The 12,205-nt window shown below is 45.7% G+C and carries 10 protein-coding genes; 9 read left to right on the top strand and 1 reads right to left on the bottom strand.

The window, feature by feature from the left end:
- Window positions 1–150: 150 nt before the first annotated feature.
- Entirely contained in the window at window positions 151–1,158 is a 1,008-nt protein-coding gene (gene bioB, locus ACYCSE_RS23175; RefSeq protein ID WP_459700140.1) for a biotin synthase BioB, read from the top strand.
- Between the two features lie 36 nt (window positions 1,159–1,194).
- Window positions 1,195–2,313: a glycerol dehydrogenase gene (locus tag ACYCSE_RS23170; RefSeq protein ID WP_061828286.1), complete on the top strand. Its 1,119-nt coding sequence runs from the start codon at window positions 1,195–1,197 to the stop codon at window positions 2,311–2,313.
- A gap of 318 nt (window positions 2,314–2,631) precedes the next feature.
- On the opposite strand, the gene ACYCSE_RS23165 is transcribed toward ACYCSE_RS23170, so the two are convergent.
- Window positions 2,632–3,864 (bottom strand): aminopeptidase, encoded by a 1,233-nt coding sequence (locus ACYCSE_RS23165; protein ID WP_069289646.1) that lies wholly within the window; start codon window positions 3,862–3,864, stop codon window positions 2,632–2,634.
- A 162-nt stretch (window positions 3,865–4,026) separates the two neighbouring features.
- Between ACYCSE_RS23165 and ACYCSE_RS23160 the strand changes: the two genes are divergently transcribed.
- From ACYCSE_RS23160 to ACYCSE_RS23130, 7 genes are all read left to right on the top strand, one after another.
- A complete protein-coding gene (locus ACYCSE_RS23160; RefSeq protein ID WP_061828288.1) occupies window positions 4,027–4,323 on the top strand; it encodes a hypothetical protein in 297 nt (98 codons plus the stop codon).
- Window positions 4,324–4,449: 126 nt separating this feature from the next.
- Complete coding sequence (locus tag ACYCSE_RS23155; protein ID WP_069289645.1) at window positions 4,450–5,253, top strand: MBL fold metallo-hydrolase; 804 nt, start codon at window positions 4,450–4,452, stop codon at window positions 5,251–5,253.
- Between the two features lie 137 nt (window positions 5,254–5,390).
- Window positions 5,391–6,410, top strand: a complete 1,020-nt coding sequence (locus ACYCSE_RS23150) for an aldose 1-epimerase (protein ID WP_013310435.1) — start codon at window positions 5,391–5,393, stop codon at window positions 6,408–6,410.
- A gap of 154 nt (window positions 6,411–6,564) precedes the next feature.
- Window positions 6,565–7,266, top strand: a complete 702-nt coding sequence (locus tag ACYCSE_RS23145; protein WP_061828291.1) for a FadR/GntR family transcriptional regulator — start codon at window positions 6,565–6,567, stop codon at window positions 7,264–7,266.
- A gap of 98 nt (window positions 7,267–7,364) precedes the next feature.
- Window positions 7,365–8,909: a 2-isopropylmalate synthase gene (locus tag ACYCSE_RS23140; RefSeq protein WP_254349604.1), complete on the top strand. Its 1,545-nt coding sequence runs from the start codon at window positions 7,365–7,367 to the stop codon at window positions 8,907–8,909.
- Between the two features lie 163 nt (window positions 8,910–9,072).
- Window positions 9,073–10,461, top strand: coding sequence for a class II fumarate hydratase (gene fumC / locus ACYCSE_RS23135; protein ID WP_459700135.1), 1,389 nt, complete (start codon window positions 9,073–9,075; stop codon window positions 10,459–10,461).
- A 200-nt stretch (window positions 10,462–10,661) separates the two neighbouring features.
- Complete coding sequence (locus ACYCSE_RS23130) at window positions 10,662–12,128, top strand: potassium/proton antiporter (RefSeq protein ID WP_061828294.1); 1,467 nt, start codon at window positions 10,662–10,664, stop codon at window positions 12,126–12,128.
- Window positions 12,129–12,205 lie beyond the last annotated feature (77 nt).

The following is a 12,205-nucleotide window of genomic DNA, read 5'->3' as shown; positions in this document are numbered from 1 at the left end:
CCTCCTTTACAGAAAGGACATGAATTGATATGATGTTCGTGTTATTGTCAACCTAAACATAATCGATTGGGTTGACAATAAAAAAGGAACTTCCTCTACGTTGAAAATCTTATCCATTTACATGATCATTAATTTTGGGAGGCAAGAAGTATGAATTTACTAAACGAGGTTATAGATTGGGGCTTGTTGGCTGAAAAAGCGATCCAAGGCAGCCGTATATCGCTGGAAGAAGGTATGAAGGTACTGGAAGCCGACGATGAGGAATTATTACCGATTATGCAAGCTGCATTTCAGGTGCGACATCACTTTTATGAAAAAAAAGTAAAGCTCAACATGATCATCAATGCCAAAAGTGGCCTGTGCCCGGAGGATTGCGGTTATTGCTCACAATCTATCGTATCCACGGCGCCTGTGAGCAAGTACAGTATGCTGGACAAGGAATCACTGTTGGCTGGAGCTAGGGAAGCAGTAGCGCGGAGAGCAGGGACGTATTGCATCGTAGCTTCCGGCAAAGGTCCAACAGATCGAGAGCTGGATCAGGTGATTGAGGCAGTACAAGAAATTAATCGCACGATGCCGCTCAAAATTTGCGCCTGCTTAGGGATTCTCAAGGGAGATCAGGCACGGCGGTTGGCAGAGGCTGGGGTACATCGATACAATCATAATTTAAATACAAGTAAGGCCAACTATCCTTCGATTACAACCACACATACATACGATCAACGCGTCGAAACTGTGAAAATGGCTCAATCTCACGGAATGTCTCCATGCTCTGGCGTTATTATCGGGATGGGGGAAACGAATGAGGAAATCGTACAAATGGCTTATGCCTTACGGAAGTTAGATGCTGACTCTATTCCGGTTAACTTTTTGAATCCAGTCCCTGGAACCCCGTTGGAAGGAGCAAAGCGAATATCACCTATCCAAGCTTTGAAGGTGCTGGCACTGTTCCGCTTCATCTGTCCATCCAAAGAAATACGCGTTGCAGGTGGACGAGAGTTGAATTTACGCTCGTTACAACCGCTATGCCTGTATGCAGCGAATTCAATTTTTGTAGGAGATTATTTAACGACAGAAGGCCAAGAGGTCACATTTGATCATCAAATGATTGAAGATCTTGGTTTCGAAATTGAGATGTGTGCCCTTTCAACCGTATAATAGAAATTGTACAAACTTGGAAGGGAGAGTTAAATGATGAGCGAAAAAGTATTTATTAGTCCAGGTAAATATGTGCAAGGAAAAAATGTGATTGATAAAACAGGTGAGTATGTTAAGCCATTAGGTCATACTGCCTTGGTTATTGCGGACAAGCTGGTTTGGGAGATTGCAGCCGACCGCGTAGTAAAAAGTCTGGAACAGGCTGATATTACGGCGGTTAAAATTGAGTTTCAAGGGGAAGCATCGAAAAATGAAGTCAACCGTATTGCGGATCAGGGACGAAGCGCCCAGGTCGATATTGTCATTGGTGTAGGTGGTGGTAAAACGCTGGATACGGCCAAAGCCGTTAATGAACTACTCGGTTCCTCAGTTGTGATTATTCCAACGACTGCTTCTACAGATGCCCCTACTAGTGCACTATCTGTTTTGTACACCGATGAGGGTGCATTTGATACGTATACCTTTTTCAGTAAAAATCCGAGCCTGATCCTGGTGGACACGAAAGTCATTTCTCAAGCGCCGCCCTTGTTCCTCTCTTCAGGCATTGCAGATGCCATGGCAACGTGGATTGAGGTCCGTGCGGTCATTGAAGCTCGCGCAACGACAATGGCTGGTGGTTTGCCAACCTTGGCGGCAGAAGCCATTGCGTCCAAGTGTGAGGAAGTTCTTTTCGATTACGGTCTGCAGGCTTATGAATCCGTGAAACGCAAAGTCGTCACACCTGCGCTTGAAGCGGTAGTCGAAGCCAATACGTTGCTAAGCGGTTTGGGCTTTGAAAGCGGCGGTTTGGCAGGCGCACATGCGATTCACAATGGTTTTACCGTTCTGGAAGGGGATATTCATCACCTGACACATGGTCAGAAGGTAGCTTTTGGCACCTTAGTCCAGCTTGCTTTGGAAAAAAGACCTTTGTCCGAGGTGGAGCGGTATATTGACTTTTATCTAAAACTCGATCTGCCTGTCACGCTCGAAGACATTAAGCTACAGGAAGCTTCCCGAGAGGATTTGTACAGGGTAGCCCAGGCTGCTACCAAAGAAGGCGAAACTGCTCACAATCTACCATTTGCTGTCACAGCGGATGATGTGCTTGATGCGATTTTAGCGGCTGACCAATATTCACTTGCCTACAAGGCTAAAATTGGACATAAAAGCTAACTTCATACGAAATAAAGTAGATTCAAAGGTCGCTGATCAGCGACCTTTTTTCCATTTTTTAACTTGAAACTTATGTTATAAAGGTGTATATCTTGGGCAGCATGTTTTACGTGAAATCATCTTTATCCATGCATCAAACCACCAATCGAAGAGTTGTAAATTGTCTTATTGTCTTTTTCATCATCAGCGTGATACAAATTGTTTTTGGAATTGCAGCGAATTCTTGGATTAACACGTTGTAAAATAGATCTAACATAGCCTATAGGAAGAAGCAAGAAGGCTCTCACGCATAAAGCGGTGGGAGCCTTTTTTGCCGTGTTAGATCGCCCAATTTCCTTTACGGAAGATAGGTTCCTCAGTACCGTCCTCGGTAACGCCGTTAATGTCCATTTCAGCTGAACCGATCATAAAGTCGACGTGAGTCAGGCTGGAATTCAGGCCGTTGGCAGCCAACTGCTCTTGAGTCATATCCTTGCCGCCTTTAAGGTTAAATGCATAAGCATTACCGATGGCCAAGTGGTTAGAGGCATTTTCATCAAACAACGTATTATAAAATAAAATATTTTTATCAGAGATAGGTGACTTGTGAGGTACGAGAGCAACCTCCCCCAGATAGTGTGAACCTTCATCCATTTCTACGAGATGCTGAAGAGTTTCCAAACCGGTTTCTGCCTGTACATCGACAATACGTCCATTTTCAAAAGTCAATGAAAAGTTGTCGATGATATTTCCGCTGTAGCTAAGTGGCTTGGTGCTGCTGACCTTACCGTTCACTCCCGTTTTGAGCGGAGCTGTAAACACTTCCTCGGTAGGCATATTGGCTACAAAAGTATGTCCCTGTTGGTTGACGCTTTCGGCTGCTACCCACAGATGATCTTTTGCCAATTCGATGGTGAGGTCTGTGCCTGGAGCCAGATAATGCAGCTTTTTATAGCGTTTGGCATTTAAAATATCAGCTTTGCTGGAAAGGGTTTTCAAATGCTCTTTCCACGCCTCCACAGGGTTATCCAGATCCACACGCACGGTGCTGAAAATGGCATCCCACAGTTTATCCATTTGCTCTGAAGCTGGCAGATCAGGGAATACTTTGGCAGCCCACTCTGCTGAAGGATAAGCAATCAGAGACCAACTGAATTTGTCGGCCATTTGATACTCACGATATTGACGTAATTCATGTGACCGCACACGCTGGGCAGCAGTAATTCGGCTGGACGGAATTCCCTGAAGCAAATCCGGATTTTCTGCAATGACATGCAGTACTGCTGCGCCATTTTCGACCTCTTCAGTCATTTCGGCTGCGTACCATTTGGGAGCAATATTAAAAGTTTCATCAGGAGCTAGTTCATACTGTAATCGAGTAATAGTCTCATCACTCCATTTTACTGTAACTAGCTTGGCCCCAGCAGTATACGCTGATTTGACGATAAGTCTCACGAGTTCGGCGGACAAAATTGGTGCATGAACGATGAGTGTCTGCCCAGGATGGACATTGGCGCCGACCCGAACGGCTAACTCGGCATATTTTTGCAATTTTTGTTGAAAATCTGACATGTAACTTTCCTCCATTTCACGAAAAGCCTTAAACAAGGCTTGGGTAACTTGCACAGTTTTTTTGCAAATTCCACACATAGCTTATATATTGTACAATGTAACGAAAAGGTTCACAAATCAGTTTTGGTACTATTTAGTGAAAATGAAAGGGCGGATAGATGAATGACAGAGCAAAATTCACCTCAGGAAGTGAAAGAAGTACATATTCAACAGGCACAAATGACAAAAGATGAGAATGGTGCTTATCTGGGCCAAGTGGTATTTAAAGTAGAGGGACAGAGTTCTGTATATGAAATCACATTCCACAGCAAAAGGGGAAAGGAATGGGATTACAGTCTCCATTTTGCGGGAGAGCCACGGGTGGAGGAAGAGATGCTGCAAATGGATAGCTGGATTGAAGAGAACGATGATTTGTTCGACTATTTGCTAGATACGGCATGGAGCAAATTACCCGAGTAATGTAAACATGGTCTATTTTCGTGACAAGCGGATTATATTTAGCAGTGTCCGCATAATCTGCTGACATGGGGGAAGCCTAAAGGTCGATGTTAACAGGAAATTCCATGTGAATAGGAGGGTGAAGCTTTGGCAAATCATCTGTTCACCGAAGGAATGACGGCAAATGAAGAGGCTGCTCCCGATCTCCTGAGCTTACGGACGCTGTTTGTAAATATGTGTTTTATTGGGGAGCCGGGAAGCCGTTCCTGGGTGCTGGTGGATACGGGGATGACAGGATTTACAGACTCGATTATACGCCTGGCAGAGGAACGGTTCACTGGCCCTCCGATCGCTATTGTGCTTACACATGGTCATTTTGATCATGTAGGTTCGGTTATTGAGTTGGTACAGCATTGGGGTACACCTGTTTATGCACATCCTTTGGAATTACCTTATTTGACGGGAATGAAGGATTATCAAAAACCTGACCCTAGTGTAGGGGGAGGTTTAATGTCGAGCATTTCCTTCTTATACCCTAATGATGCTATAGATCTCGATGATCGCATCACATCACTGCCCCTAGATGGCAGTGTCCCCGGTGCCCCTGGTTGGAAGTGGCTGCATACGCCAGGACATACACCTGGTCATGTATCGCTTTTTCATGAGCGAAGAAGGTTAATGGTGGCCGGTGACGCTTTTATTACGGTGAAACAGGAATCGGCACTGGCCGTTATTTTACAGGAAAAAGAAATACATGGGCCTCCTGCGTATTTTACGACAGATTGGCAAGCTGCGCAGCGTTCGGTGGAAATGCTGGCCAAGTTAAAGCCTGAGATTGCAGTCACAGGACATGGTCATTACATGCATGGTGCTGAGCTGACAGATCAGCTGGAGCGACTGGCGGGAGATTTTGAGCACATGGCTGTACCCAAACAGGGCCGTTATGTGTAGTGATGTGTGAAGGACGATGCCTTGCGGGGCATCGTTTTTTGTGTGGACGTGGAATTTTTTTGCTCAGCATGGTATAGTCAAGCCAAAAGCTAAACGCTTTCATTAAACATCGTCATTTCATCAAGGAGGATTTTTTGATGACACAACAACATGCTGCAATTGGTGATCTTTATTATGGAATACCGGCGATTCGTCTTAAATTTGGACGATATGAAGCAGTTGCCCTGCCGGGAAACGGCGCAAATCTGATTTCTTTTCGTGACAATGAAACGGGATATTCTTTTCTGCGTGAGCCAGATGCTGAGAGCATAGAGGCTTTTAAGCAAAGTCCGTCCGTTTACGGAATTCCTTTCCTGTTTCCTCCGAATCGGTATGAGGATGGAAAATTCCTGTGGAATGGTGTTACATATGAGCTGCCGATAAATGAAGAGGCGACCCACAACCATCTGCACGGCTTTTTACACACTGTTCGGTGGGAGGTTGAGGACTACGGTTCTGGGGAGCAAGGTAGCTATGTGGTAATGAATCAGCATGTAAGGGAAGGACATCCCATGTTCCGCTATTTACCCTTCACCTTTACCATGAAGTTAACGTACAGCCTGGACGAATTTGGCCTGCATCAGCGTTATGTGATCCATAACGAGGGCGATCAACCGATCCCCAACTTATTTGCCTTTCACACAGCGATTCGCGTTCCGTTCGTACCCGATAGCTCGCCTGAGGATTACAAGATTAAGGTCACAATCGGTGAGCGTCGTGAGCTGACGGAACGGTTGTTGGCCACAGGTCAGTTCCAGCCTTTATCTCCGGAAGAGGAACTGCTGAAGACGACGGGAGTTAGTCCTTATTTTGCCTCTATGGATAATCATTACACGGCAGCTCCGCAAAATGGACGCAACTACATGGAACTGACACACAGTAAGACAGGTGCTACCCTCGTATACGATGTAGGCACAGCTTATAAGCATTGGATGATCTGGAATAACAAAGCGAACAAGGAATTCATCTGTCCTGAGCCGCAAATGAACATGATCAATGCACCGAATCGTCCGGACCTGCCAGCAGAGGAGATCGGATTGATTGCACTGGCTCCAGGCCATATTTTTGAAGCAACCAGCCGTTTGTATTGTATTACACCTAATAAATCGAAATCCTAACATTTAAATTTATCCTTATAGGCCTGTATCGTGTCCAACGGTGCAGGCTTTATTTGGGTATATAAGCATAGGTAAGCACCAATGGGGAAGGAGGACGAAAAAGGTTGCAGAATGACAAGCAGTCATAGTATGATACGAAACAGGAGATGATCAGATGAATTTTCCTTTTCAAGCCGTCAAACGTAAGCAAATTGCCGATGAAGTGGCAGAACAGCTGCAACGAAAAATTGCTGCTGGTGAATGGAATGTGGGCACTAAGATTCCAACCGAGCCTGAGCTCATGAAGCTATTCGGAGTCGGGCGATCTACAGTACGTGAAGCGGTTAGCGTTCTGGTGCATGCCGGTCTATTAGAGAAAAAGCAAGGACACGGAACTTTTGTCTGCCAACCGACGACTTCTCAAGAGCCATTGGATTACCGTCTAAGCCGTGCTGAAATTATTGAGGTTTATGAAGTGCGGAGTGTGTTGGAACTAGAGATTGCCAGATTGGCTGCATTACGTCGTAATGACGAGGATTTACGCTTAATGCGTGCGGCGTTGGACCGTCGTGCTGCAACTTTGGCCGCTGGAGATTTGACTGGGTACCTAGATGCGGATATCACTTTTCACTTGGCTGTTGCCGGAGCTACACGCAATAAGGTGCTTACAGACGTATATGGCAGCTTTGTAGAGGCCATTCGCAAGGCATTGAACAATCTCATTACCGATCCAGCGATGCAAAATCATTTTACTCTGCAGCATGAAAAAATATATGAAGCAATCCGGGATCAGGATGGCAAGGCTGCCGAACTTTATAGCATTCAACATTTGGACGGCACCAAGCTGGAGCTGCAAAAGCATATGGGAAGTTCATAATTTTTTTATCCTTAAACATCAGATGATCAGATGAATATGATGATCTTTGAGCCTTTTACTTGAGCATCTCCTAAAATCAAACCAAAGGTGGTATCTGTATGCGCAAAATATGGGTGTTGGACACAACGTTAAGAGATGGAGAGCAATCACCAGGAGTTAGCTTAACCAGCACAGAAAAGGTGGAAATTGCTCTTCAGCTGCAAAAATTAGGCGTAGATCGGATTGAGACCGGCTTTCCAGCAACCTCGCCTGGTGAGATTATCAGCATGCAGGAGATTGCCAAACAGGTTACCCAAGCAACACTGGTTGGTTTTGCACGCTCGAAAGAACAGGATATTGATGCAGTCAGAGAGGCGCTACGAGGAGCTGAGGATACCTGTCTTCATTTGTTCCTGGCTACCTCACCCATTCACCGCCAACATAAGCTGCGAATGGATAAAGCGAAAGTATTAGAGACCGCTGCTGCTGCCATTCGTTATGGACGCAAGTATTTCAGCAAGGTAGAATTTTCAGCAGAGGACGCCAGTCGTACCGAGCTGGACTTTATTTGTGAAGTCGTGGATATGGCGATTCGTGCTGGAGCGACGGTCGTCAATTTACCGGATACGGTGGGATATGCCTCGCCGGATCAGTTCGGTGAAATGTTTAGAATTGTAAAGCAACAAGTGCCCGGTATCGAAAAAATACAACTCAGCACACATTGTCATGATGATCTTGGCATGGCAACAGCTAACACGCTGGCGGCCATCCGTAATGGTGTAGATCAATTTGAAGGTACCATCAATGGAATCGGTGAGCGAGCCGGAAATACACCTATCGAGGAAGTTGCACTGGCCCTTGATACCAGAACTGAGCTTTATGGTGCACAAACGAGTCTGGTTTTGGAGGAGCTGTATGCCACCAGTCGACTGGTGAGCAAACGTACGGGGATGTCGGTACCGGGAAACAAGGCCATTGTTGGAGCCAATGCGTTTGCTCACGAGTCCGGTATACACCAGGACGGAATGCTTAAAGAGCGTACAACGTATGAGATCGTGTCCCCTGAGCGTATTGGGCTGAAGACGAGTAAACTTGTGTTGGGCAAGCACTCGGGTCGACATGCATTTAAAGAAAAACTGGCGGACATGGGGTTTGATGCTTTGACGGAGGAACAGCTGCAAGAGGCGTTCCGCAAATTCAAGGCCTTGACGGATAAGAAAAAACAGGTGCTAGATGAAGATTTGCACGTCCTGATGGACGAAAGCCGCAATGCCTCACCTCAAATGTACACACTGGATTCCATTCAGGTGTCTTATGGCAATCAGTCGGTTCCAGTCGCATCCATTCGGCTGAGTAAACAAGATGGGACAGCAATTGATGAAGTAGCAATGGGTAACGGTTCTGTAGATGCGATTTTCCATGCTATAGACAAGGCCAGTGGTGAAGAGGTGGAGTTGGAGGATTATTCGATCCAATCTGTAACATATGGCAAAGATGCGTTGGGGGAAGTACACGCTATTTTGAGGCAAGGTGAGTACACAGCTCTGGGAAGAGGCACAAGTACTGATATTTTGGAAGCTAGCGCCAAAGCTTACATCGATGCGCTGAACAAGCTACTGGGCAGAAAAGAAGTCCATGGCAAAAGCAATATCACCATTAGCTGAACTTTGTGACCCAGGATAGTAGCCGAAATCTCCTTTTGCCTCCTCTGACCTCATTGTAAAAAAGCGCTTGCAAAATAAATGATAACATTTGAAATTTAATGTATAATAGGCAAGAGAGCACCATATTTTGTCTGAATTACATAGGCCAAGAGGAGGAAATGAGTTGAACTACCGCATCGAAAAGGATACGTTGGGTGAAATCAAGGTACCGGCAGACCGTCTGTGGGGAGCGCAAACACAGCGCAGCAAGGAAAATTTTCCGATTGGCTCGGAGAAAATGCCATTAGAGGTCATACAGGCGTTCGCGGTGCTTAAAAAAAGCGCAGCGATCAGTAACTATAAGCTGGGTAAGTTATCACAGGAGAAGCAGGACGCCATTATTTATGCAGCGGACGAAATTCTCGCAGGGCGGGTTGATGACCATTTCCCGTTGGTTGTATGGCAGACAGGAAGCGGTACGCAGTCCAATATGAATGTAAATGAAGTGATTGCTCATCTGGGAAGCCAATGGTTACAAGAGCAGGGAAAAGATACGAATCTGCATCCCAATGACGATGTAAACATGTCGCAAAGCTCAAATGATACGTTTCCTACGGCGCTTCATGTAGCGGGTGTCATTGCAGTGGAGGACCGTTTGTTGCCTGCCATTGATAGGCTGAAAGAGACTTTTCAACAGAAGTCAGAGCAATTCAAGGATATTATAAAAATTGGGCGAACCCATTTACAAGATGCGACACCGCTTACGCTGGGTCAGGAAATAAGCGGCTGGTATGCTATGCTGGACAAGAGCAAGCGAATTATCATCGACACGGTGCAATACATGAAGGAGCTGGCGATTGGCGGAACCGCGGTGGGGACAGGAATTAACGCTCATCCAGAGTTCGGCTCCCGAACCTCTGCGGAAATTTCTAGTTTCACTGGCAAAACGTTCACTTCCGCACCCAATAAATTTCATGCACTGACCAGCCACGATGAAGTGGTGGCCGTACATGGAGCAGTCAAAGCGCTCGCGGCTGATTTGATGAAAATCGCCAATGATGTTCGCTGGCTGGCAAGTGGTCCGCGTAGCGGCTTGGGCGAAATCACGATTCCTGCTAACGAGCCAGGTAGCTCCATTATGCCAGGTAAGGTGAATCCGACTCAGAGTGAAGCACTGACGATGGTCGTTACGCAAGTAATGGGTAATGATGCAGCTATCGGCTTTGCTGCGAGTCAGGGTAATTTTGAACTTAACGTGTTTAAGCCAGTAATCATCTACAATTTTTTGCAATCTGTTCATCTGCTGACCGATTCCATGATTGCTTTTAACGACAACTGTGCGATTGGCATCGAGCCTGATCTCGTTAAAATTGAGCACAATTTAAATAATTCGCTGATGCTGGTGACGGCATTGAATCCACATATCGGATATGAAAATGCCGCTAAAATCGCCAAACTTGCACATGCAGAAGGGCTGTCCCTAAAAGAAGCGGCACTCCGCAGCGGACTGTTGACTGAAGAACAGTTCGATCAATATGTTGTACCTGCGCATATGATTCATCCTAAAGCCTAAAGCACGACGATAGTCTCTGCTTAAGCTCTATAAAAAATATACAAACCAGCTCATGGAGTGCGATTTAGCACAAACCATGAGCTGGATTTTTTGATTTTATTATATAATTTTTTATTTAGGATTAGTATTCTGTGTGATTTGAGGGTATATAGATAGAAGGCGAAAAATTGAACATCTATTTTCAAGATAGGAGAAGCCGTATGGAACAGACAACCGTTATTAATTTGATTGTACTTTTGCTGTCCGGCTTGCTGCTGGTCGGCGTGCTGACTACCAAATTTTCCAGCCGTTTCGGTATGCCTGCGCTCGTTTTGTTTATTGCCGTAGGTATGGTGCTCAGTCAGTTTATTTATTTTGATAATGCCTTTATCACACAGCTAGTTGGCATTCTCGCGCTCATTGTAATCTTGTTTGAAGGCGGGATGCAGACAAAGTTTGCAGATGTTAAGCCGGTTATTCGACCTGCAATGTCATTATCAACGTTAGGGGTCATCATTACGACCGTAGTTATTGGCGTATGCGCCAAGTTTATTTTAGGCGTAAGCTGGATGGAATCCATGCTGTTTGGCGCTATTGTCGGATCGACCGATGCGGCGGCCGTGTTTTCCGTTCTAGGAGGTAAAAACATCAAAAAACGAATTACCTCAACGCTCGAAGCGGAATCCGGCAGTAATGACCCGATGGCTGTATTTCTCACGGTAACATTGATTGAGCTGATACATCACCCTGAGCAATCCATTTGGATACATATCTTGTTATTTTTATGGGAAATGGGTTTCGGTTTAGTCGTTGGTTTTGTACTCGGACGCATAGGTGTATATGCGATTAATAAAATGAATTTTGATTCATCCGGTTTGTATCCTGTGATGGCGCTGGCATTTGCGGTCTTGACGTATGCGGCGGCATCGTTACTGGAGGCAAGCGGATTGCTGGCGGTTTATGTCATGGCCATTGTCTTGGGAAATTCCGACTTGACCTACAAGCGATCCATTATCCATTTTAACAATGGTTTCGCCTGGATGGTGCAGATTATGATGTTTGTCCTGCTCGGGCTATTGGTCTTTCCCGATCAATTGCTGGGCATTGCGTGGCAAAGCTTGGCGCTCTCCTTCATCCTCATGCTCGTGGCTCGTCCAATAGGCGTATTCCTAAGCTTACTTTTTTCTAGGTACTCTGTGCGCGAGAAGACACTGTTATCCTGGGCAGGACTGCGGGGGGCGGTACCTATTGTACTAGCAACCTATCCTTTACTGGATGAGATGGATGTAGGACCCTTGTTTTTTAATGTTGTATTTTTCGTCGTGCTCACTTCTGCGATTATTCAAGGTACCACTATTTCGTGGCTAGCGGTGAAGCTTGGCTTGATGGACCCTAACGAGACGTCATCTCCTTCACTGCTGGAATTAGTTTCTCTGGGAAAAACCACTTCGGAAATCAACCACATTCAGGTACAAAAAGGGATGTCGATTGCGGGCAAAGCGATTCAGGATATACAGTTGCCTGAAGATATTTTATTCACAGCCATAATTCGGAACGAGCAAATTATTGCCCCGAGAGGCACGACGGTGATTGAACCGGGCGATACATTGTATGTGCTTAGTCCCAAACTCAAGCGACAGCAGATGAAAGAACTGTTCATGCTGCTCGAACCAGAGGCTGCTCCGTAAAAAGCGTAGAGTACCCTTAATTACAGTCCTTCACATTCATGTGGAGGACTTTTTCCTGTATTTTTTTCAGAGTGGAT

The sequence above is a fragment of the Paenibacillus sp. SEL1 genome (assembly GCF_054602535.1).
The sequence above is the reverse complement of the archived record's forward strand: the minus strand, read 5'-3'. Positions and strand labels throughout refer to the sequence as shown.

What these genes read in the sequence shown, in the direction of transcription:
- bioB (WP_459700140.1), top strand. Translation starts at nt 151, where the DNA reads ATGAATTTACTAAACGAGGTTATAGATTGGGGCTTGTTGGCTGAAAAA.
- ACYCSE_RS23170 (WP_061828286.1), top strand. Translation starts at nt 1,195, where the DNA reads ATGAGCGAAAAAGTATTTATTAGTCCAGGTAAATATGTGCAAGGAAAA.
- ACYCSE_RS23165 (WP_069289646.1), bottom strand. Translation starts at nt 3,864, where the DNA reads ATGTCAGATTTTCAACAAAAATTGCAAAAATATGCCGAGTTAGCCGTT.
- ACYCSE_RS23160 (WP_061828288.1), top strand. Translation starts at nt 4,027, where the DNA reads ATGACAGAGCAAAATTCACCTCAGGAAGTGAAAGAAGTACATATTCAA.
- ACYCSE_RS23150 (WP_013310435.1), top strand. Translation starts at nt 5,391, where the DNA reads ATGACACAACAACATGCTGCAATTGGTGATCTTTATTATGGAATACCG.
- ACYCSE_RS23145 (WP_061828291.1), top strand. Translation starts at nt 6,565, where the DNA reads ATGAATTTTCCTTTTCAAGCCGTCAAACGTAAGCAAATTGCCGATGAA.
- ACYCSE_RS23140 (WP_254349604.1), top strand. Translation starts at nt 7,365, where the DNA reads ATGCGCAAAATATGGGTGTTGGACACAACGTTAAGAGATGGAGAGCAA.
- ACYCSE_RS23130 (WP_061828294.1), top strand. Translation starts at nt 10,662, where the DNA reads ATGGAACAGACAACCGTTATTAATTTGATTGTACTTTTGCTGTCCGGC.